Annotated in this window: 24 protein-coding genes; 16 read left to right on the plus strand and 8 right to left on the minus strand. The window is 72.4% G+C overall.

Going from position 1 to position 20,831, the window contains the following annotated elements; all coding sequences use genetic code 11:
- Nucleotides 1-16: 16 nt before the first annotated feature.
- A complete protein-coding gene (gene lexA / locus ACFYM6_RS17155; protein WP_387276481.1) occupies nucleotides 17-802 on the minus strand; it encodes a transcriptional repressor LexA in 786 nt (261 codons plus the stop codon).
- Between the two features lie 563 nt (nucleotides 803-1,365).
- Here lexA and nrdR point away from each other — a divergent pair.
- Nucleotides 1,366-1,860: a transcriptional regulator NrdR gene (gene nrdR, locus ACFYM6_RS17160; RefSeq protein WP_387276483.1), complete on the plus strand. Its 495-nt coding sequence runs from the start codon at nucleotides 1,366-1,368 to the stop codon at nucleotides 1,858-1,860.
- 49 nt (nucleotides 1,861-1,909) lie between these two features.
- Nucleotides 1,910-4,783: a vitamin B12-dependent ribonucleotide reductase gene (locus ACFYM6_RS17165; RefSeq protein ID WP_387276874.1), complete on the plus strand. Its 2,874-nt coding sequence runs from the start codon at nucleotides 1,910-1,912 to the stop codon at nucleotides 4,781-4,783.
- 301 nt (nucleotides 4,784-5,084) lie between these two features.
- On the opposite strand, the gene ACFYM6_RS17170 is transcribed toward ACFYM6_RS17165, so the two are convergent.
- From ACFYM6_RS17170 to ACFYM6_RS17180, 3 genes are all read right to left on the minus strand, one after another.
- Nucleotides 5,085-5,294: a helix-turn-helix transcriptional regulator gene (locus ACFYM6_RS17170; RefSeq protein WP_387276485.1), complete on the minus strand. Its 210-nt coding sequence runs from the start codon at nucleotides 5,292-5,294 to the stop codon at nucleotides 5,085-5,087.
- 67 nt (nucleotides 5,295-5,361) lie between these two features.
- On the minus strand, nucleotides 5,362-5,547 hold the full coding sequence (locus tag ACFYM6_RS17175; RefSeq protein ID WP_387276487.1) for a DUF397 domain-containing protein: 186 nt from the start codon (nucleotides 5,545-5,547) through the stop codon (nucleotides 5,362-5,364).
- Nucleotides 5,548-5,565: 18 nt separating this feature from the next.
- Complete coding sequence (locus ACFYM6_RS17180; RefSeq protein WP_387276489.1) at nucleotides 5,566-6,417, minus strand: helix-turn-helix domain-containing protein; 852 nt, start codon at nucleotides 6,415-6,417, stop codon at nucleotides 5,566-5,568.
- A 307-nt stretch (nucleotides 6,418-6,724) separates the two neighbouring features.
- On the opposite strand from ACFYM6_RS17180, the gene ACFYM6_RS17185 reads away from it, so the two are divergent.
- From ACFYM6_RS17185 to ACFYM6_RS17205, 5 genes are all read left to right on the plus strand, one after another.
- Nucleotides 6,725-6,904, plus strand: coding sequence for a hypothetical protein (locus tag ACFYM6_RS17185; RefSeq protein ID WP_387276491.1), 180 nt, complete (start codon nucleotides 6,725-6,727; stop codon nucleotides 6,902-6,904).
- 450 nt (nucleotides 6,905-7,354) lie between these two features.
- Entirely contained in the window at nucleotides 7,355-7,762 is a 408-nt protein-coding gene (locus tag ACFYM6_RS17190) for a hypothetical protein (RefSeq protein WP_387276493.1), read from the plus strand.
- The gene (locus tag ACFYM6_RS17195; RefSeq protein ID WP_387276495.1) at nucleotides 7,747-8,181 is read left to right on the plus strand and encodes a type II toxin-antitoxin system VapC family toxin; all 435 of its coding nucleotides are present in this window, start codon (nucleotides 7,747-7,749) and stop codon (nucleotides 8,179-8,181) included. The genes ACFYM6_RS17190 and ACFYM6_RS17195 overlap by 16 nt, the downstream gene beginning before the upstream one ends.
- Before the next feature lie 69 nt (nucleotides 8,182-8,250).
- The gene (locus ACFYM6_RS17200) at nucleotides 8,251-8,979 is read left to right on the plus strand and encodes a nucleotidyltransferase domain-containing protein (protein ID WP_387276497.1); all 729 of its coding nucleotides are present in this window, start codon (nucleotides 8,251-8,253) and stop codon (nucleotides 8,977-8,979) included.
- Nucleotides 8,976-9,911: a DUF2332 domain-containing protein gene (locus ACFYM6_RS17205; RefSeq protein ID WP_387276499.1), complete on the plus strand. Its 936-nt coding sequence runs from the start codon at nucleotides 8,976-8,978 to the stop codon at nucleotides 9,909-9,911. Before ACFYM6_RS17200 ends, ACFYM6_RS17205 begins: the two co-directional genes overlap by 4 nt.
- On the opposite strand, the gene ACFYM6_RS17210 is transcribed toward ACFYM6_RS17205, so the two are convergent.
- On the minus strand, nucleotides 9,895-10,350 hold the full coding sequence (locus ACFYM6_RS17210; RefSeq protein WP_387276501.1) for a DUF6010 family protein: 456 nt from the start codon (nucleotides 10,348-10,350) through the stop codon (nucleotides 9,895-9,897). The two genes, ACFYM6_RS17205 and ACFYM6_RS17210, sit on opposite strands and share 17 nt — an antisense overlap.
- A gap of 83 nt (nucleotides 10,351-10,433) precedes the next feature.
- Here ACFYM6_RS17210 and ACFYM6_RS17215 point away from each other — a divergent pair, with 83 nt between their 5' ends.
- Nucleotides 10,434-11,426 (plus strand): GlxA family transcriptional regulator, encoded by a 993-nt coding sequence (locus ACFYM6_RS17215; protein WP_387276503.1) that lies wholly within the window; start codon nucleotides 10,434-10,436, stop codon nucleotides 11,424-11,426.
- Here the strand turns inward: ACFYM6_RS17215 and ACFYM6_RS17220 are convergent.
- Both ACFYM6_RS17220 and ACFYM6_RS17225 read right to left on the minus strand, forming a co-directional pair.
- Entirely contained in the window at nucleotides 11,339-12,571 is a 1,233-nt protein-coding gene (locus ACFYM6_RS17220; protein WP_387276876.1) for an RNA polymerase sigma factor, read from the minus strand. The two genes, ACFYM6_RS17215 and ACFYM6_RS17220, sit on opposite strands and share 88 nt — an antisense overlap.
- A gap of 65 nt (nucleotides 12,572-12,636) precedes the next feature.
- Nucleotides 12,637-12,978, minus strand: a complete 342-nt coding sequence (locus ACFYM6_RS17225; protein ID WP_073835345.1) for a YciI family protein — start codon at nucleotides 12,976-12,978, stop codon at nucleotides 12,637-12,639.
- Between the two features lie 530 nt (nucleotides 12,979-13,508).
- On the opposite strand from ACFYM6_RS17225, the gene ACFYM6_RS17230 reads away from it, so the two are divergent.
- The 6 genes from ACFYM6_RS17230 (at nucleotide 13,509) to ACFYM6_RS17255 (ending at nucleotide 17,909) form a co-directional block, all read left to right on the plus strand.
- Nucleotides 13,509-13,661, plus strand: a complete 153-nt coding sequence (locus ACFYM6_RS17230) for a hypothetical protein (protein ID WP_387276505.1) — start codon at nucleotides 13,509-13,511, stop codon at nucleotides 13,659-13,661.
- Between the two features lie 185 nt (nucleotides 13,662-13,846).
- The gene (locus tag ACFYM6_RS17235) at nucleotides 13,847-15,304 is read left to right on the plus strand and encodes an alpha/beta fold hydrolase (protein ID WP_387276507.1); all 1,458 of its coding nucleotides are present in this window, start codon (nucleotides 13,847-13,849) and stop codon (nucleotides 15,302-15,304) included.
- Between the two features lie 11 nt (nucleotides 15,305-15,315).
- Complete coding sequence (locus ACFYM6_RS17240; protein ID WP_387276509.1) at nucleotides 15,316-16,005, plus strand: class I SAM-dependent DNA methyltransferase; 690 nt, start codon at nucleotides 15,316-15,318, stop codon at nucleotides 16,003-16,005.
- Nucleotides 16,002-16,979, plus strand: a complete 978-nt coding sequence (locus ACFYM6_RS17245) for an asparaginase (RefSeq protein ID WP_387276511.1) — start codon at nucleotides 16,002-16,004, stop codon at nucleotides 16,977-16,979. Before ACFYM6_RS17240 ends, ACFYM6_RS17245 begins: the two co-directional genes overlap by 4 nt.
- A gap of 55 nt (nucleotides 16,980-17,034) precedes the next feature.
- Complete coding sequence (locus ACFYM6_RS17250; protein WP_387276513.1) at nucleotides 17,035-17,277, plus strand: DUF5522 domain-containing protein; 243 nt, start codon at nucleotides 17,035-17,037, stop codon at nucleotides 17,275-17,277.
- An 83-nt stretch (nucleotides 17,278-17,360) separates the two neighbouring features.
- Complete coding sequence (locus ACFYM6_RS17255) at nucleotides 17,361-17,909, plus strand: hypothetical protein (protein WP_387276515.1); 549 nt, start codon at nucleotides 17,361-17,363, stop codon at nucleotides 17,907-17,909.
- Nucleotides 17,910-17,942: 33 nt separating this feature from the next.
- On the opposite strand, the gene ACFYM6_RS17260 is transcribed toward ACFYM6_RS17255, so the two are convergent.
- Nucleotides 17,943-18,629, minus strand: a complete 687-nt coding sequence (locus ACFYM6_RS17260; RefSeq protein ID WP_387276517.1) for a metal-dependent transcriptional regulator — start codon at nucleotides 18,627-18,629, stop codon at nucleotides 17,943-17,945.
- A 98-nt stretch (nucleotides 18,630-18,727) separates the two neighbouring features.
- Between ACFYM6_RS17260 and ACFYM6_RS17265 the strand changes: the two genes are divergently transcribed.
- Together ACFYM6_RS17265 and ACFYM6_RS17270 are read left to right on the plus strand one after the other, a co-directional pair.
- Nucleotides 18,728-19,585 (plus strand): sulfurtransferase, encoded by an 858-nt coding sequence (locus ACFYM6_RS17265; RefSeq protein ID WP_387276519.1) that lies wholly within the window; start codon nucleotides 18,728-18,730, stop codon nucleotides 19,583-19,585.
- 47 nt (nucleotides 19,586-19,632) lie between these two features.
- A complete protein-coding gene (locus ACFYM6_RS17270) occupies nucleotides 19,633-20,814 on the plus strand; it encodes an acetoin utilization protein AcuC (RefSeq protein ID WP_387276521.1) in 1,182 nt (393 codons plus the stop codon).
- Nucleotides 20,815-20,831 lie beyond the last annotated feature (17 nt).

Below are 20,831 nucleotides of genomic sequence, written 5' to 3' on the forward strand. Positions count from 1 at the left end.
GTCACCCGTTCGGAGGTCAGATCCGGCGCAGCACGGCGACCACGCGACCCATGATGGTGGCGTCGTCGCCCGGGATCGGGTCGAAGGCCGGGTTCTGCGGCATCAGCCAGACGTGCCCGTCGCGGCGCCGGTAGGTCTTCACGGTCGCCTCGCCGTCGAGCATCGCCGCCACGATGTCGCCGGCCTCGGCGTTCGGCTGCTGCCGGACGACCACCCAGTCGCCGTCGCAGATCGCGGCGTCGAGCATCGAGTCGCCCTTGACCTGGAGCATGAAGACCTCGCCCTCGCCCACCAGCTCGCGGGGAAGGGGGAAGATGTCCTCCACCGCCTGCTCGGCGAGGATCGGGCCACCGGCGGCGATCCGGCCCAGCATCGGCACGTACGCCGGGGCGGGCCGCTGCGCGCGGGCGGTCTCGTCGTCGAGCACGTCGCCGGGGGCGCGGACGTCCACCGCGCGCGGCCGGTTCGGGTCGCGGCGCAGGAAGCCCTTCTTCTCCAGCTCCTTGAGCTGGTAGGCGACGCTGGACGGCGAGACCAGGCCGACCGCCTCGCCGATCTCGCGCACACTCGGCGGGTAGCCGTGGCGCTCCACCCAGGTGCGGATGAACTCCAGGATCCGGCGTTGCCGGGCGGTCAGGTCGATCGTGGTCGGGTCGGGGAAGCTGCTGACCACCGGCGTGACCGGGCGCACGGCGGGCTGTGCGGCCCGGGTGCGCGCGGTGCGGGGTCGACGGGTCGCCGGCGGACCCGCCCCGTCGATCGGCTGCGGGTTCTTCTGCCGGCTGGCCCGGTCCTCGGTCACGTCCGTCCTCCCTGGTCGGCGCTGGGTGCCTTGGCGGCTCGTGGTGCGTACTCGGGTGGTGCTGGTGCTGCCGACCGGCTCGACGCGACACGCCGTGTCCGGTCGTTGTTGACCGTATAGGTGAGATCAGCCATTTTCAAACATCTGTACGACCTGCTGTCGGCGTGTCGCGGTGAAATCCTGGATTTCCGAACGCCTGTTCTGGTAAATGGTACGTCGCTCTCGAACGCGTGTTCCAACGGATCGCGACGGTTCAAGGCCGGGCGGTAACCCTCCGAGGTGTCGGCCGTTGGGCTTTCGGCGACCTGGGAAGGGTGGCACGGGTGAGTGATTCTGATGACGCGCCGGACACGCCGGCCAACTTGACCTCGCTAGGGCGACGGCATACGGTCGACCCCTAGATGTAGTAGTCACACGGGCGTAAGTCGCCTACAGGTTGGGTTCAACTACCGAACGCACTCCCGTACCGTCAACCCGGCGTCAGCCATCCGACATGGCCTCGTCGCGGTGACGCGTGCCCGGAGCCGGTCGGTGTGCCCGCGGTCGATGAAGGAGGTCAGGCGATGCGGTGTCCGTACTGCCGGCACGCCGACTCTCGGGTGGTCGACTCCCGGGAGGCCGACGACGGCCAGCTCATCCGGCGGCGGCGGGCCTGCCCGGAGTGCGGCAAGCGGTTCACCACCGTCGAGGAGGCGGTGCTCGCGGTGGTCAAGCGCAGCGGGGTGACCGAGCCGTTCAGCCGCATCAAGATCATCGGTGGGGTGCGCAAGGCGTGCCAGGGCCGGCCGGTCGACGACGACTCCATCGCGCTGCTGGCGCAGAAGGTCGAGGAGACCGTGCGGGCCAAGGGGGCCGCCGAGATCCCCAGCCACGAGGTCGGGCTGGCCATCCTGGGGCCGCTGCGCGACCTGGACGAGGTGGCCTACCTGCGGTTCGCCAGCGTCTACCGGTCGTTCGACTCGCTCGCCGACTTCGAGCGCGAGATCGAGACGCTGCGCGCGGCCGCGCGGGCCCGGGCCGGCGACGAGCCGGTCGAGGCCGCCGGCCTGACCAGCTGAATTCTTTCGGATTACTGACAGATTGGAACGCGCGGTGGGTGACCGCGCAATCGAGGGGGGCGACGTCGTGACGACGAGCAAGTCACGGAACAAGGCCGGGGCGGGGCTGAAGATCGAGCGGGTCTGGACGACCGAGGGGGTGCACCCCTACGACGAGGTCGCCTGGGAGCGCCGCGACGTCGTGATGACGAACTGGCGGGACGGCTCGATCAACTTCGAGCAGCGCGGGGTGGAGTACCCGGAGTCCTGGTCCGTCAACGCGGCCAACATCGTGACCACCAAGTACTTCCGGGGCGCGGTGGGGACCCCGGAGCGGGAGTGGTCGCTCAAGCAGCTGATCGATCGGGTCGTCGGCACCTACCGCACCGCCGGTGAGGAGTACGGCTACTTCGCGACCCCGGCCGACGCGGAGGTCTTCGCGCACGAGCTGACCTGGATGCTGCTGCACCAGGTGTTCAGCTTCAACTCGCCGGTCTGGTTCAACGTGGGCACGCCGTCGCCGCAGCAGGTCAGCGCGTGCTTCATCCTGGCCGTCGACGACTCGATGGACTCCATCCTCGACTGGTACAAGGAGGAGGGGCTGATCTTCAAGGGCGGCTCCGGCTCCGGCGTCAACCTGTCCCGGATCCGCTCCTCCCGGGAGCTGCTCTCCTCCGGCGGCACCGCCTCCGGGCCGGTCAGCTTCATGCGCGGCGCGGACGCGTCCGCGGGGACCATAAAGTCCGGCGGCGCCACCCGGCGCGCGGCCAAGATGGTCATCCTCGATGTGGACCACCCGGACATCGAGGAGTTCGTGATCACCAAGGCGCGCGAGGAGGACAAGATCCGCGCGCTCCGGGACGCCGGCTTCGACATGGACCTGGGCGGCGCCGACATCGTCAGCGTGCAGTACCAGAACGCCAACAACTCGGTCCGGGTCTCCGACGAGTTCATGACCGCGGTGGAGAACGGCGGCGGCTTCGACCTGCGCGGCCGGCTCGACGGGCAGACCATCGAGACGATCGACGCCAAGAAGCTGTTCCGGACCATCTCCCAGGCCGCCTGGGAGTGCGCCGACCCCGGCCTGCAGTACGACGACACCATCAACGACTGGCACACCTGCCCGGAGACCGGGCGGATCACCGCGTCGAACCCGTGTTCGGAGTACCTGCACCTGGACAACTCCTCGTGCAACCTGGCCTCGCTGAACCTGATGAAGTTCATGCGCGCCGACGGCAGCTTCGAGGTGGCGAAGTTCGTCAAGTCGGTCGAGCTGGTCATCACCGCGATGGACATCTCGATCTGCTTCGCCGACTTCCCGACCGAGAAGATCGGCGAGACCACCCGCGCCTACCGGCAGCTCGGCATCGGATACGCCAACCTGGGCGCGCTGCTGATGGCCTCCGGCCTGCCGTACGACTCGGCGCAGGGCCGGGAGGTCGCCGCGGCGATCACCTCGCTGATGACCGGCACGGCGTACCGCCGCTCGGCCGAGCTGGCCGGCATCGTCGGCGCGTACGACGGCTACGCCCGCAACGCCGAGGCGCACAAGCGGGTCATGCGCAAGCACGCCGCCGCCAACGACGCGATCAAGCCGGCCGGCACGGTCGCCACCGCCATCCAGCGGGAGGCCACGAAGCAGTGGACCCTGGGCAACAAGGTCGGTGACAAGAACGGCTGGCGGAACTCGCAGGCCAGCGTGCTTGCCCCGACCGGCACCATCGGCCTGATGATGGACTGCGACACCACCGGTGTCGAGCCGGACCTGGCCCTGGTCAAGTTCAAGAAGCTGGTCGGCGGCGGCTCGATGCAGATCGTCAACCAGACCGTGCCGCGCGCCCTGCGCAGCCTCGGCTACCCGGAGGAGCAGGTCGAGGCGATCGTCGAGCACATCGCCGACCACGGCCACGTGGTCGACGCCCCCGGCCTCAAGCCGGAGCACTACCCGGTCTTCGACTGCGCCATGGGCGAGCGGTCCATCGCGCCGATGGGCCACGTGCGGATGATGGCGGCCGTCCAGCCGTTCATCTCCGGCGCCATCTCCAAGACGGTCAACATGCCGGAGCAGGCGACCGTCGAGGACGTAGAGAAGATCTACTTCGAGGGCTGGAAGCTCGGCCTCAAGGCGCTGGCGATCTACCGGGACAACTGCAAGGTGGGCCAGCCGCTGTCGGCCGCCAAGCCGAACAAGGCCGCCGCATCGACCGAGGCCCCGGCCCGAGTCGAGAAGGTGGTGGAGAAGGTCGTCGAATACCGGCCGGTGCGCAAGCGGCTGCCGAAGAAGCGCCCGTCGGAGACCATCTCCTTCTCGGTCGGTGGCGCCGAGGGCTACCTCACCGCCTCGTCGTACCCCGACGACGGCCTCGGCGAGGTCTTCCTCAAGATGTCGAAGCAGGGCTCGACCCTGGCCGGCGTGATGGATGCCTTCTCGGTGGCCATCTCCATCGGTCTCCAGTACGGCGTCCCGCTGGAGACGTACGTCAGCAAGTTCACCAACATGCGCTTCGAGCCGGCCGGCATGACCGACGACCCGGACGTGCGGATGGCGGCCTCGGTGATGGACTACATCTTCCGTCGCCTGGCCCTGGACTTCCTGCCGTACGAGCGCCGCGCGGAGTTGGGCATCTTCACCGCCAAGGAGCGGGCCGCCCAGCTCCAGGCCGAGGCGGAGGCGGAGGCGAACGGTGCGGACCTCACCGCGATGGCCGCCTCCGCCCCGGTCGAGGCGCCGGAGCCGAAGGCGGTCGTCCAGCCGAAGCAGGAGGTCGCGGAGGTCGCCGCCGTCAAGCCGGCGCCGTCGGTGGGCTCCAGCACCGAGCTGCTGGAGGCCGTGATCGGCAAGGCCGCCGACGCGCCGCTCTGCTTCACCTGCGGTACGAAGATGCGGCCCGCCGGTAGCTGCTACGTCTGCGAGGGCTGCGGCTCCACCAGCGGCTGCAGCTGACGTTTCACCGTCTCGCGAGCGCGGCAGGGCTTCCTGCCGCGCTCGCGGCGCTTCTGGGTGGGCGTCGGGCGCCACGGCCGACGGACCCCACGCGTGCCGGGCAGCCTGACCGATGGTGGTTCGCACGCTACGGACCTGATGTCGCAAACGATTCAGCCGGGGCGCCGGCTGCTCCCGGCGTCGTTGAATCGTCTACGGCATCAACGTTGTAGTGCCTGAGGAAGAAGATCCTGCCCCTCGTTCTGCCAGGTGCTGGTCGAGCTGTGCCGCTACTCGTGTTTGCGCTTCCCGTCGCTGAGCGTCAGCGGTCCTCGTCGCCGTCGGTCGGGCGGGGCGGGCGGTTGTGCCGGGCCCACTCGTCCACCTCGTCGGCGTCCCAGACGGTCATCCCGATCAGGCGAGCGACCGGCTCGGGAAAGCCTGGCCGGCGGGTGATCTGAAGAATTCGCTGACGCGACACGCCGAACAGCGCGGCCAACTCGCCGGGTCCGTACAAGCGCGGTCGCTTCACGACGTCAACCTAGGCAACAGCTTCTTCAGGGAGAACCAGCAACACCTGGGTCGGGGAGCCTCGCCAGCTAATGCTTCAGTCCGGAGAGGAAGATTGACCAGGCCCGGCCCTCAAAGCGAAGGGTCGGGCCCGAGCGGTCCTTGCTGTCGCGGACGAGGATGCTCCAGTCCAGGACGGCCACCTCGACGCACGCTCCGCCGTTGTTGTCGCTGCGGCTGGACTTGCGCCAGACCGGGCGATCCGAGGTCTCCATGACCACCCCCCAGGTCTGTCACCGCTTCATGTCGTCCGCCATCCTCAGGATGAGCTTGCGCGACTCTACCGGCCCGAGAGCGGCTGCCCGGAGTCGGTCCCATAGCCGAGTGTAGGCCCGCACCGCGTCCGGCCGGTCAAGGTAATCGGCGTCGGTGAACGTCTCGACGTAGATGACGTCCGACGCCGCGTCGTCACCGAACCTGAGGATGATGAAGTTGAAGGACGCCGTCTCGTAGGTCTGGGCGTCGAACGGGAAGACCTGAAGGGAGACGTTCGGCTGCTTGCCGACTTCCGTGAGGTGAAGTAGTTGACTACGCATCGTCGCTGCGTCTCCGATGCTTCGTCGCAACGCCGACTCGCTGAGGATGAAGCTGAGATCCGGCGCGCCGTCCTGCCGTAGGATCGCCTGTCGGTCCAGGCGTACGGCGACTTGTCGGTCCACATCCTCGGAGGACAGCCGCGGATGGGCTGTGACGTTCATGGCGCGGATGTAGGGCTCGATCTGGAGGATGCCGGGGATCACCTCCGGCTGGTACCAGCGGATCTCCGACGCGTCTCCCTCCAGGTCGAGGTACTGGCGGAACCAGTCGGGCACCACATTGCGGTAGGTGCTCCAACGGCCGCGTTGGCGTCCTGCCCGGGCGAGTTCCCGCAGCGGTTCAGCTTCCTCGCCTGTGACGCCGTAAAGGTCGAGTAGCAGCTTCAGGTCGGTCAGCTTGATTCCCGACTGCCCGAGTTCAAGTCGGCTGATCTTGCTCGCTGCGGCATCGATGACGACGGCAGCCTCGTCCTGCGTCTTGCCGGCGCTCTCGCGGGCGCGCTTCAGTGCGAGCCCGAGCCGCCGTCGCTGGATCGTCGGGTTGACCATCGGCTGATTATCGCCCTGCCACGGCTGCATGCCGCGACACGCCGCCGCAAGGTTCCCAAAATAGGAGTCCAACTTCTACTCTGATTGGGCTTCCAAAATAGGAGTCCAAATCAGGGGGCGGCATGCGCCGACGCGTGTCGTACGACGACTACCTGCTGGCGGTCGCGCTGACGCTGGCTCGCCGGCACCGTCCGGTGTGGTCGTGGCGGCGGTGGCGCCGGATCTGCCGGTGCGGCTCGGAGCTTCCGTGCCGCGCTCAGCACCGCATCCCGATCCGTCGAGGCCACTGGCCGGGGGAGGAGCAGCCATGACCGAGTCGCAGGTCAGCCAGATCCTGTCGGTGCACCTTCCCGGCGTCGATGGCCTGTGCGCCGGCTGCCGGTGGTGGTGGGCGCGGCTGGCTCCGTACCCCTGTTATCAGGCGGAATGGGCTCTCCGCCAGCATGCTCGCGTCGCCACCCGGCGCTTCCTGGACGGCCTGCCGTGACGACGCACGGTCCGGTCCTGCCGATCTGGAGCTGTGGCGGTTGCGGGTCGCCGTGGCCCTGCGAGACGCGGCGTAGGGAGTTGCGGGCCGAGTTCGACGGCGCGCCGGCGTCGTTGGGCCTCTACATGGGGTCTTACCTGGTGTGGGCCGCCGAGGATCTGACCTGGGTGCCGGCCGGTCTGCTGCACCGGCGGTTTCTGGGGTGGATCCGGTGAGCGTCATTCGGCGCGGCGACGAGCGGTTTCACTACAGCGACAGTTCGCACAAGTGGATCCCTCCTGACCCAGTCTTCGACCAGGAAGTCTGGGATGCCATGGTCCGCCAGCACCAGAGCCAGCACCTGGAGGAGATCTCCCGCCGGCGTAGGCCTCGCCAGCCGAGCGAGGGCGGCGGATGACACGTCAGAGCCATGGTTAACCATTAGATTGCTACCGGCGGTAGCATCGACCTATGACCGCAGAGCCGCTTCCGCCGCCCTCGGCGCACGAGGACGACCCCGAGGGAGGCTTCCAGCTGACACCGCAGCTGCTGAGTGCCGTCCATGATCTTGGAAAGGCATCTCCAGAATTCCGGGCTGCCGTGGCAAGGCTTTTGCTTGATCCGTCAGCTGATCCTGGCCCGCGGCTCCGGCCGGTGGGTCGGGCCCGCAAGGTCAGCGTGTCGATGCCCGAGGACCTGACGGCCGCCGTTCAGCAGCGCGTTGGCCGCGGCGAGTTCAGCCAGTACGTTACCGAGGCGGTCGCCAGGCAGCTTGAGCTGGATCTCCTCGCGGAGCTCTCCGCGATGCTGGAAGCGGAGCATGGGCCGGTCTCTGAGGAGGCACTAGCCGAGGCGAGGCGTTCGTGGCCCGACGTGTAGTAGGTGCCGGCGGTGCGCTCGTCCTGGACTGTGAAGGTCTGGTCAAGCTCTCAGCTGGAGATCAGAGGGCGCGCGCCTTTCTGGAAACCGCACATGAACGTCGCGCCAGAGTGATCGTTAGTGCCGTCACTTTGACGGAGGCGCTACGAGGTGGTCCCCGCGACGCGCCCGTCCACCGGGTCCTGTCTCGGATCACTGTACAGCCGGTGAGTGCGGAGCTTGGCCGACGTGCGGGCGAACTTCTCGGGGCGACAGGCCTGTCCGGACACAGGTGTGCCATCGATGCTGTGGTGGCCGCGACAGCTTTGGAGCTTGCGCGCCCGGTGGTCCTGCTGACCAGCGACCCGGATGACCTGAGCAAGCTCGTGGAGGAGCCAGATCGGCCCAAGGAACAGCGGATCGTAGTGGTTCATGTGTGATCCCCTCGTTCCGTCCGGGACCAGCCGCCATGCGCAGCTGGCGAAGCGGAGCGGCCATAGACTGCCGTCATGGTGATCCCGCCGCCGGTCGTCGAGGAGTTCGGCCGGGAACTCGCGGCGCTCGGCTGGGTCAGCGGACTGCTGGTCGCCGGATCGCTGGCGACCGGCGACTACCTACCCCGGGTCAGCGACCTCGACCTGGTCGCCCTGGTCGACGGCCCCGTCGACGCGGCCCGCCGAGCCACGCTCGCCGATCTGCACCGGCGCCTCGACGCCGGCACCGGCTCAGGGCTGAACCTCGGCTGCGTCTACGTCGACACCGCGACGATGCTCGACGTCCAGGTGCGGCATCCGACCTGGACCCACGGGCAGCTCGTCCAGCGCATCCTCTCCGGGATCACCCGGGCCGAGCTGGTGCGGCACGGGTACCCGATCTTCGGCCCCGCGCCCCGTGACGTCTTCCCGCCGATGAGCGCCGACGACGTGCGCGCGGCGGCCCGTGCCGAGCTCACCGGCTACTGGGCCTGGGCCGCCCGGCGTCCGTGGCTGTGGTGGGATCCCGTCATCGCCGACCTCGGTCTCACCTCGATGGCCCGAGGGCGCTACGCGCTCGGCGCCGGCGAACTGCTCACCAAGTCCGGAGCCGTCCAGCAGGCCGCCGCCCCGGCCTGGCTGATCGACCAGCTCGCCGCCCGGCGTCGCGGGGAGAACGTCTCCTCGCCCCGGCTCCGCACCGCCCTGATCGCCTGGCGGGACGCCCGGCGGACGGTCGCCCGGGCACGAAGGGAGGGGCAATGACCACCGCGGCCACCTACGCGAGGTTCGGCGCCCGCGAGGCGCACGGCGTGTCCTCCGCGTACGAGCGGCTGGCCCTGGCGGTGTCCCAGGACGGTGAGTTGCTCGCCCTGCTGGAGGCGCTCCCGCCCGCCAAGCGGCAGCCGAACCTGCTCTTTGCCGTGGTCCGCCTCCTCGGCGGGCCGGTCGAGGACCCGGCCGCGTTCCACGCCTACACCTTGGCGAACTGGCCGGCGGTCGAGGCGGAGCTGCGTACCCGGTCGACCCAGACGAACGAGGCCGGCCGGTGCGCCGTACTGCTGCCGGTGCTCGCCGCGCTGCCGCAGCCACTCGCGTTGCTGGAGGTCGGCGCGTCCGCCGGCCTGTGTCTCTACCCGGACCGCTACGCCTACCGCTACGGCGAGCACCTGCTCGGCGGGGGCGAGCCGGTCCTGGACTGCGCGGCCACCGGGATGGCGCCGCCGACCCGCCGGCCGGAGGTGGTGTGGCGGGCCGGCCTGGATCTGAACCCGCTCGACGTGACCGACCCGGCGGACGTGGCGTGGCTGGACGCGCTCATCTGGCCCGAACACACCCACCGCCGTACCCGGTTGCGGGCTGCGACGGCGGTCGTCGCGGCCGACCCGCCGTTGCTCGTCCGGGGCGACCTGGTGGACGACCTGCCGGCGCTGGCCGCGCAGGCACCGGCCGGCGCCACCCTGGTGGTGTTCCACACCTCAGTGCTGTACCTGGTGCCGGAGCCCCGCCGGGCCGCGTTCGCCGAGGTGGTACGCGCGCTGCCCGGCCACTGGATCGCGAACGAGGCGCCGGACGTGCTGCGCTACGACGCGCTGCCGGCGCCGCCGACCGAGGTACATCACAACGTGCTCGCGTTGGACGGCAGGCCGCTCGCCTGGACCCGCGGGCACGGCGAGGCGATCACCTGGTTCGGGTAGCGCCTCCGACGCCCGGGCTGGCGGCCGTCGCGTCGCCCGGCGACGAAGACGGCAGCAGCCGTCGCACCAGGTCCGCCACCGACCAGCCGCCGGTGAGGGCCCAGACGGCGATGACCGGGTCGCAGATGGCGCAGCCGTGCGAGGAGCCCGGCAGGAACGGGATGATCGGCGCCCCCTTCAGGTGGTGGACGACGTCCCAGGCGGTGTGCAGCAGCCAGCCGATGCCGATCCAGGTCCACGACTGCAGGCCCCGCCAGGCCACGTACGTCATCAGCGCGACGAAGGGGAACTCCCAGACCCCGAGGCCGCCGCCGCTGAGGTACGCCGCCCCGGCCCCACCCACCATGATCGCGTTGACCGTGCGGCGGTGCGGTTCGCGGATGAACGCGTTGAGGCATACGTACAGGAGGCCGATGAGCACTGGCGCGAGGATGGTCATGGGGGCCGATTCTGGGGCTCGGCCGGGGCGCCCGGCAGGGGCCGGCGCGCCAACCGTCGACGGATTCCCGCCAGGATGGATGCATGCATCAGGTGGTGGTCCTCGCCTACGACGGCGTCGTCCCGTTCGACCTGTCCGTGCCGGTCGAGGTGTTCGGCCGGACGCGTCTGGGTGACGGCAGTCCGCCCTACGAGGTGCGGGTCTGCGCCGGCACGGACGAGGTGCGGGCCGGAGCGGTCAGCCTCCGGGCGCCGCACGATCTGTCCGCGCTGGCCGAGGCCGACACGGTCGTCGTACCGGGGGTGGCCGACCTCGACGCGGCGCTGCCCGCGGCGGTCCTCGACGCGCTCGCCGCCACCCCGGCCCGGCTGGTGTCGATCTGCACGGGCGCCTTCGTGCTGGCCGCCGCAGGGCGGCTGGACGCCCGGCGGGCCACCACGCACTGGGCCGCCGCGGCCGAGTTGGCCCGCCGCCATCCCACCGTCACCGTCGACCCCGACGTGCTGTTCGTCACGGACGGGCGGGTGCTGACGTCGGCCGGCGCGGCGGCCGGGCTCGACCTGTGCCTGCACGTCGTGCGCAGCGACCACGGCGCCGCGGTCGCCGCGGACACCGCGCGCAGCTGCGTCATGCCGCTGGAGCGTGCCGGTGGTCAGGCCCAGTTCATCGCGTACGAGCCGCCCGCGCCGGCCGGGCACAGCCTGCAACCGCTGCTGGTGTGGCTGACCGACAACCTGCACCGCCCGCTCACCCTGGCCGACATCGCCGCGCACGCCGCGATGAGTACGCGTAGCCTCAGCCGGCACTTCCGCGACCAGACCGGCACCACGCCCGTGCAGTGGCTCAACCGGCAGCGGATCCGCCGCGCCCAGCAGCTGCTGGAACGCACCGACCAGCCGGTGGAACGGGTCGGCGCGCTCGTCGGCTTCGCCTCCCCGACCGCCTTCCGCGAGTCCTTCCGCCAGCTCGTCGGCGTCCCACCCCGCGCCTACCGCGCCGCCTTCCCGCCCGCGCCGCGCGCCGGCCTCTCCTCGCCCTCGCCGGGAGTAAGGGAGGCGAGGCGGGTGGCGAGGTAGGCGTGTTCGGTGTCGTTGTCGACCAGGGCCAGCGCTGCCCGGTACGCCTCCGCCGCCTCCTGATGGCGGTCGAGGCGGCGGAGCAGGTCGGCGCGGATCGCCGGCAGGTAGTGGTAGCCGGCCAGCCGGGCGTCCTGCGCCAGCGCGTCGACCTCGACCAGGGCGGCCGCTGGCCCGTCGGCCATCGACACCGCCACGGCCCGGTTGAGCGCCACGACCGGCGAGGGCCAGCGTTTCAACAGCTCGTCGTAGAGGCGTACCACCTGGGGCCAGTCGGTTGCGGCGTAGCTGGGCGCGACGGCGTGCAGTGAGGCGATGGCCGCCTGGAGCGCGTACCGGCCGACGCGGCCGGTACGGAACGCGCCGAGGACCAGGCGGTTGCCCTCCTCGATGGCGGCCCGGTCCCAGGCGGACCGGTCCTGCTCCGCCAGCACCAGCAGCCGCCCCTCGGCGTCGGTACGGGTGGCCCGCCGGGCGTCGGTGAGCAGCAGCAGCGCGAGCAGCCCGCGTACCTCCGGCTCGTCGGGCATGAGCGCCAGCAGCATGCGGGTCAGGTGCAGCGCCCGGTCCACCAGGTCGGCCCGGACCAGCTCGGTGCCGGAGGGGGCGGTGTGCCCGGTCGTGTAGAGCAGGTGGATGACGGTCAGCGCCGCGTCCAGCCGCTCGGGCAGCTCGGCGGCCTCCGGCACCCGGTAGGGGATCCGGGCGGCGGCGATCTTCTTCTTGGCCCGGGTGACCCGGGCGGCCATGGTCGACTCGGAGACGAGGAACGCCCGGGCGATGTCGCCGGTGCTCACCCCGCAGACCAGGCGCAGGGTCAGTGCGACCTGGGCCTCCCGGGCCAGCGCCGGGTGGCAGCAGGTGAAGACCAGCCGTAGCCGGTCGTCGGGCACCGCGTCCTCGCCGGGCTCGTCCGCCACCTCGGCCTCCACCGGCTCCACCAGCAGCGGCAGCTTGGACCGGAACACCTTCTGCCGCCGCAGCACGTCGAGGGCCCTGCGCTTCGCGGTCGCGGTCAGCCAGGCGCCCGGCTTGTGGGGGATGCCGTCCCGTGCCCAGGCGTCCAGCGCGGCCAGGTACGCGTCCTGCACGCACTCCTCGGCGACGTCGAGGTCACCGGCGACGCGCGCCGTCGCGGCGAGCACGAAGGCCCACTCGCGACGGTGCGCGTCCGCCACGGCACGTTCGGCCGCGGTCGTGCCGGCGTCGGTCACTCGGCCGGCGGGACGAACAGCGGCCGGACCTCGACGCCGCCGTCGATGGTTGCCGGGTTCAGCTTGGCGATCTTCAGGGCGACGTCCAGGTCGGGCGCCTCCAGGACGAAGAACCCGGCGACGACCTCCTTGGCCTCGATGAACGGGCCGTCGGTGACGAGGTCGCCGCGGACCGCCGTGGCGGTGGTGCTGGGCTGCAGCGCGAACCCCGTGACGATCCTGCCGCCCAGCTCCTCCACCTGAGCCGGGTAGCGCTCCAGCAGCGCCAGGTAGTCGGGCGTGATCTCCGTCGGGTCGGCCGGCGCGGGCGAGTAGATCAGGACTGCGTACTGGGTCATCGGATTCTCCTCAGGTGGTCGTTTCCCTCTTCCGCCTCACCGACGGACGGGTCCCGCCCGATTCGACAACACCCCGGGGAAATTTTCTTGCCCGTGCTCTGCGGCGGGCGCGGGGGCCGCCGGGGCAGCGGATGATCACGTGCGATCCCGTCCGTCGCGTCCGACGACAAGGCGAAGGCGGCTATGGCGATCAATGATGGGCTCGGCCGGCGCCGGGTCACCGTTGTGGCCGTAGCGGTCACCGTAACCCTCGCACTCACCAGCGGTTGTACTCTCCACCGACGTGCCGCCGACCGGGCGGCACCACGAACCTCGACAGCCGCGGCGGCACCGCCGGATGGGCCTGCCACGCTGCCCTGGGTATCGGCGATGGTGGCTCGAAATGGCACCGACATCACGGTGTACAGCGGCCCGGGCGACGTTCAATGCAAGGAGCTCTGGCAACCGCAGGCCACGATCACCGAGCAGAAGGACGCCCAGGTGGCGCCGTTCCCGTCGTCGCCTCGCTGCCGAAGCCGCTCGGTGGCCGGGTGCTCCGCGACGCCGCCACCGGACTAACCCCGCCGATGATGTGGTGGGAGGTCGGGGAGGTGACCTACTCCCTGCGGCTGGAGCCAGCCGAGGGTGGCACGTTCACGCTGAAGCAGTTCAAGCAGGAAATCGCCAGTTTGCGCTGGAGCTAGCGTCTCCCGGACGCCGCGTTGACCCGGCCCGTGTCTGGTCGCCGCGGCCCGGGGACGGTAACCCGGGGCCCGTCCGGTGGGCACGGCAATTCCGGGGCGGATCGGACACCGCCCGTGATCGGGGGACCACGCGCAGCGCCCGCAGTGACTAGTGTGGACGGCCGGGGGACGACGGGAGGTCCGGTATGCCGCTCCGCCGCCAGACGGTCCGTGCGGTGCTCGCGCTCCTGCCGCCGGCGGCGTGGGGACTGTTCGCCGGGTGGTGGACCCCGCGCGGCCCCGGCACCGTCGGCACCGCCCTGGTCTCGATCGGGGTCAGCCTCGCCGTCGGGCTGCTGGCCGGCTGGCTGAGCCGCTCCCGCTGGGCGATGCTCGCCGCTCCCGTGCTCTTCGCGGTCGGCGTCGAGCTGGTCCGGATCGGCCTGCGCGGGCCGGCCGTCGACCGGCCGCACCTGAGCGGCTTCGGTGTGGTGGCCCTGCTGGCCGGGCGTGGGGTGCACGGGCTGCTCACCCTGCTGCCGCTGCTGGTGGGCGCGGCGTACGGGGCTGGGATCGCCCGCCGGGTCGCCGGTGTCGCGCCGCGCGGGCCGGTCGTGCGGTGGCTCGGCCGGGGTGCCGTCGGCCTGCTCGCCGCCGTCCTTGCCCTGGTCACCGTCGGTGCGGCGGTGCCGGCGCGGACCGCACCGATCCCGGGCGGGATCGCCCGGTTCGACTCGGTCACCTCCGCCGGACGCCACCTTGGCCTGCTGATCCGCGGTACGGACCCGGCCGCGCCGGTGCTGCTCGTGGTGCCCGGCCCGCCCGGCGGCTCGGAGATCGCCTCGGTACGCCGGCACCTGGCCGCCCTGGAGCAGCGCTTCGTGGTCGTCACCTGGGACCGAGCCGCCGGCCCCCGGTCCTGGTCCGCGTTCCGGTCCCCGGCCGAGTGGACGCTGGAGGACGAGGTGACCGACCTGCTCGCGGTGACCCGGCACCTGCGCGAGCGGTTCGGGCGGGACCAGATCCACCTGCTCGCGCACTCGGGCGGCACCATCCCCGGCCTGCTCGCCGCGCAGCGCCACCCCGAGCTGTTCGCCGCGTACGTGGGGGTCGGGCAGGTGGTGAGCCTGCGCGAGGCCGACCGCAGCCAGTACGCCGACACCCTGGCCTGGGCCCGCCGTACCGGCCGGACCGGGCTCGCCGACCGGATGGCCGTCCAGGGCCCACCGCCGTACCCGGACATCTGGGCGTACGAGCCGTTGTTGACCAACGAGGCCGGCGCCTTCGCGTTCGACCGCACCGGCGCCGGCGAGGACGAGACCGGCATGGTGGGCAGCCTCGGGGTGCCGGAGCAGAGCCCGCTGGAGACCGCCCACGTCTTCGGTTTCCTCGACGGCTGGGACGTGCTCTATCCCCGGTTGCAGGAGCTGGACTTCCGCCGCGACGTGCGGCAGCTCCAGGTGCCGGCGTACTTCGTGGACGGTGCGCACGAGGTGCCGGGCCGGCTGCGCCTGTTCGACGAGTGGTACGCACAGCTCCAGGCCCCGCGCAAGGACCACCTGGTCATCCCGGGCGCCGGGCACCGGTCGCTGTTCGAGCGGCCGGAGCCGTTCGTCGCGTACCTGACCCGGCTCGGGGCCGGGACGGATCCGGCCGGCGACTAGGGTTTCCGGTCGTGACCGAACCGACCTGGCTGACCGAGACCCGCGCCGCCTACGACACGGTCGCGGTGGACTACGCCCGGCTGCTCCCCGAGGTGGTGGAGGGCCCGCTCGACCGGGGCATGCTGACCGCGTTCGCCGAGCAGGTCGGGCCCGGCCGACCGGTGCTGGAGGTGGGCTGCGGGACCGGCCGGGTCACCGCCCACCTGCGCGACCTCGGGCTGGACGTGGCCGGCGTCGACCTCTCGCCCGGCATGGTCGAGGTGGCCCGCCGGACGTACCCGGAGCTGCGCTTCGACATCGGCTCGATGACCGACCTGGCGCTGCCGGACGCCGGCCTGGCCGGGCTCGTCGCCTGGTACTCGATCATCCACCTGCCGCCCGAACTGCTGCCCGTCGTGTTCGCCGAGTTCCACCGGGTGCTCGCGCCGGGCGGGCACCTGCTGCTCGCGGTCAAGGCCGGCGACCAGCGGATCCGCCTCGAGCAGGCGTACGGCCACACCGTCTCGTACGACGTGCACTGGCTGCCGCCGGACCGGCTCGCCGACCAGCTGGCCGAGGCCGGGCTGACCGTGCGGGCCACGCTGGTCCGGGCGGCGGAGGGGCACCTCCGCGAGCGGGGGCCACAGGCGTTCCTCCTGGCCACCCGGCCGGCGCCGCTCGTCGGACCCGACCCGGTCGGTGACGGCAGGGCGGACCGATGACCGTCGCGCTGTTCACCCTCGGCGGCACGATCGCCATGGCCGGGACCAGCGGCCAGGGGGTGGTCAACCGGTTCACCGGGGCCGAACTCACCGCCGCCGTGCCGGGGCTCGCCGACGTCCCGCTCGACGTCCACGACGTGCAGGCGGTGCCGAGCGCCGCGCTGACGTACCGGCAGGTCCTGGACCTGGTGGACGCGGCCGGCGCGGCGGTGGCCGCCGGGGCGACCGGCGCGGTGGTCACCCAGGGCACCGACAGCCTGGAGGAGACCGCCTTCCTGGCCGACCTGGTCTGGCCGCACCCGGCGCCGCTGGTGCTCACCGGCGCGATGCGCAACCCCACCCTGGCCGGCCCGGACGGTCCGGCGAACCTGCTCGCCGCGGCCCGGGTCGCTGCCGCGCCGGCCGCGCGTGACCTCGGCGTGCTGGTCGCGTTCAACGACGAGATCCACGCCGCGCGGCACGTCCGCAAGACCCACAGCACCAGTACGGCCACCTTCGCCTCGCCCAACGCCGGCCCGCTCGGCCACGTCATCGAGGGAGCGGTACGGCTGCTCACCCGGCCGTCCCGGCGCGCCCCGCTGCCGCCGGTGGACGCCGACCGGCTCGCCGCCACCCGGGTGGCGCTGTACACCGTCACCCTCGACGACGACGTGGCGCTGCTCGACGCGGTGGCCCGCAATCTCGACGGGCTGGTGGTCGCCGGCTTCGGGGTGGGGCACGTGCCGCCGGACTTCGCCCCGGCGCTCGGCGCGCTGGCGGAACGGATGCCGGTGGTGCTCACCTCGCGGACCGGGGCCGGTTCGGTGCTGCGGCACACGTACGGGGCGGTCGGCTCGGAGACCGACCTGCTCCGGCGGGGGCTGGTCTGCGGCGGGCTGCTCGACCCGTACAAGGCGAAGGTGCTGCTCCGGCTCCTGCTGGCCGGCGGCGCCGACCGCGCCGAGGTCCGCGCCGCCTTCCACCGGTACGGGTGATCCCGCGCCGAGCCGTCTTGGACGGGCGCGGAGCGGCTCTCCGTAGACTCGCCCGGTGAGCGGAGAGCGACGACCCTTGGCGGCGCGGCCGTTGACCGAGCCGCACCCGTCCCGGCTGTCGCCCGAGCACCCGCACCGGGAACGGATCCTGGCCGCCCACGCGGCGGCGCTGGCCGCCGGGGAGGCCGGCTACCTCGATCCGGAGAGCGGGCTCTTCGTGCTCAGCGCCGAGTTCCTCGCCCGGCGCGGCACCTGCTGTGGCCGTGGCTGCCGGCACTGTCCGTACGTGGACGATTGAGGACTTCCCTCCCACGCGGGCACGCCGTACGGTGTCCGACGGACATCCGGCGGGCATCCCGCCGGCGAGGGTGGGGGGATGACGTGGGCGCCCGGACCTGGCTGGCCGCTTCGGCCGTACTGCTGACCGCCGGCTGTGCCGCGGAGGCCACCCCGGTGGCGCTGCCGCCCCCGGCACCGGCGCCGGTGGAGGTGGCGGCGGCGTCCTCGGGCGGCGCGTGCCGGCTGCTCGACTTCGGGGTGATCGCCAAGCACACCGGGGTGCGCTTCGACGTGGCCGCCGCCGTGGAGCAGGGGGACACGCACGTCTGCGTGGTACGCGCCGAGCGGAAACTCCTGCCGGAGTTGACCCTCACGGTCACCGACACGTCGATCGACACGTCGGGATTCACCCAGGACGTGCTGCCCCGCGGTGCCACGAAGGTCAGCAAGCTGGGGAAGATCGCCTACCGGCAGAAGCTGCCGAAGAGCGGCAAGACCGGCCCGGGGGCGGAGGTGGGCTGGCTCGCCACCGAGGGGCGGCTGGCCACCCTGCGTTGGACCTCCCCGGCGGGGACGGACCCGGCGGAGGCCGAGCAGATGACCGGCAAGCTGGTCAACCTGGCCAAGGCGGTGGACACCCGCCGGCTGTGACCGGCGGGGTCGGTGAAGATCCTGACCGGCGGGTCAGCGGGCCGCGACGAACACCCGGGAGGCCACCTCGCGGGGGAGTCGGACCCGGTCGCCGGAGCGGTCGATCGAGACGCCGTCGCGCTCCTGGGCCACGGTCACCGTGGCGCCCGGGTCGACGCCGGCCGCGTGCAGCTGCCGGAGCACGTCCGCGTCGGTCTGCACGCTCTCGCAGATCCGCCGCACCACCACCGGGCCGGCGAGGCCGGGGAAGGCGAGGTTGCGCTCGGTCTCGGCGGGCTCGGCCTCCGGCTGGCCCGGCTCGCCCAGCTCCGCCAGCCCTGGGATCGGGTTTCCGTACGGCGAGCGGGTGGGGCGGTTGAGCAGGTCGTAGACCCGCTTCTCCACCGCGTCGCTCATCACGTGCTCCCATCGACAGGCCTCGTCGTGGGCCTCCTCGTAGGGCATCCCGATCACGTTTACCAGCAGCAGTTCGGCCAGCCGGTGCTTGCGCATGACCGACACCGCGGTGCCGCGGCCCAGCGGGGTGAGCGCCAGGTGCCGGTCGCCCTCGACGGTGAGCAGGCCGTCGCGCTCCATCCGGGCGACGGTCTGGCTGACGGTGGGGCCGCTCTGCTTCAGCCGCTCCGCGATCCGGGCGCGCAGCGGCGGCACCCCCTCCTCTTCCAGCTCGAGGATGGTGCGCAGGTACATCTCGGTCGTGTCGACCAGGTCATGCTTCACGTCAGCGGCCTCCCGGTGATCGATGTTACCCCGGAGCTGCGACGATCGGCCGACGCCGAACCGTGGGGTCGATGCCCGGATGGTGTTGACTGGACCGCATGTCCGGAACCGATGACCTGCTGATCGAGCCCGACCGGCTCGCCGCCGAGCTCGACCGCGCCGACCCGCCCACCCTGCTCGACGTCCGGTGGCGGCTCGTCGGGCCGCCCGGCCGGGACGACTACGCGGCCGGCCACCTGCCGGGCGCCGTTTTCGTCGACCTGGACACCGAGCTGTGCGGCCGGCCGGGTGCCGCCGGCCGGCACCCGCTGCCCGACCCCGCCGAGCTCCAGGCCGCGCTGCGGGCCGCCGGGGTCCGCGCCGGTCACCCCGTCGTCGTGTACGACGGCGGCGACGGCATGTCCGCCGCCCGGGCCTGGTGGACGCTGCGTTGGGCCGGCCACCGGGCGGTGCGGGTGCTGCACGGCGGCTTCCCCGCGTGGGTCGCCGCCGGGCTGCCCGTCTCCACCGAGGCGCCCGCGCCGGCTCCGGGCGACGTCACCGTCGCGCCGGGCGCGCTGCCCGTGCTCGACGCGGGGGAGGCGGCCCGGCTGGCCGCCGCGGACGCCGGGGTGCTGCTGGACGTGCGGGCCGCCCCGCGCTACCGGGGCGAGACCGAGCCGATCGACCCGGTCGCCGGGCACGTGCCGGGCGCGGTGAACCTGCCCGCCCCGGAGTACGTCACCGACGGCCGGTTCCCCGCCGCGGAGGCGCTGCGCGAGCGGTTCGCCGCCGCCGGGGTTGCCGAGGGTGCACCGGTCGGGGCGTACTGCGGCTCCGGGGTGACCGCCGCGCAGGCGGTGCTGGCGCTGCACCTCGCCGGTCGGCCGGACGCCGCCCTGTACATCGGCTCGTGGAGCAACTGGGTGGCCGACCCGGACCGTCCGGTGGCCACCGGTGGGCCGTCCGGCCGCTAGCGGTCCGTGCGGTGGGCGGGGTCGGGCGCCCGTGCGACGATGAGCCCATGGCCGACGACACGGTGGTGGTGTGGGACGAGGCCCTGCTCGCCTACGACATGGGTGACCATCCGCTCGACCCGGTCCGGGTGGAGTTGACCATCGCGCTGGCCCGCGAACTCGGCGTGCTGGACCGGCCCGGGGTCCGGCTGGTCAAGCCGGAGCCGGCCGACGACGAGCTGCTGAGCCGGGTGCACGACCCCCGTTACCTGGACGCGGTGCGGGCCGCCCCGCGCGATCCGCTGTTCGCCGGTTTCGGACTGGGCACCTCGGACAATCCCGTCTTCGACGGCATGCACGAGTCGAGCGCGCTGGTCGCCGGGGCGAGCGTGGCCGCCGCCGAGGCGGTGTGGCGCGGGGAGGCCCGCCGGGCGGTCAACGTGGCCGGCGGGCTGCACCACGCCATGCCGGACCGGGCCGCCGGGTTCTGCGTCTACAACGACCCCGCCGTGGCCATCGCCCGCCTGCTCGACCTGGGCGCGGAGCGGATCGCGTACGTGGACGTCGACGTGCACCACGGCGACGGCGTGCAGGAGATCTTCTACCACGACCCGCGGGTGCTCACGGTCAGCCTGCACGAGACCCCGCTGGCGCTCTTCCCGGGCACCGGGTTCCCCGACGAGACCGGCGGGCCGGGCGCGGAGGGGACCGCCGTCAACGTGCCGCTGCCGCCGGGCGTCGGCGACGCCGCCTGGCAGCGCGCCTTCCACGCCATCGTGCCCTCGGTGCTGCGGGCGTTCCGGCCCCAGCTCCTGGTCACCCAGTGCGGGGCCGACGGCCACCGGCTCGATCCGCTGGCCGACCTGCGCCTGTCCGTGGACGGGCAGCGGGCCACCTACCTGGCGCTGCGGGCGCTCGCCGACGAGCTGTGCGACGGCCGCTGGGTGGCCACCGGCGGCGGGGGGTACGCGCTGGTCGAGGTGGTGCCCCGGGCGTGGACGCACCTGCTGGCCGTGGCCACCGGGGAGCCCCTCGACCCGGCCACGCTCACCCCGCCCGCCTGGCGGGCGTTGGCGGCGAAGCGGCGGCCCGGGCGCGAGGTGCCGCTGCGGATGACCGACGACGTCGACCCGGCGTATCAGCCGTGGCAGCCGAACGGCGAGCCGAACGCGCTGGACCGGGCCATCGCGGCCAGTCGCCGGTCGGTCTTCCCGCTGTTCGGGCTCGATCCGCACGATCCGCGCGACTGACCGGCGGTAGGGGAGGA

Source organism: Micromonospora sp. NPDC006431, assembly GCF_042870725.1.
Classification (GTDB): domain Bacteria; phylum Actinomycetota; class Actinomycetes; order Mycobacteriales; family Micromonosporaceae; genus Micromonospora.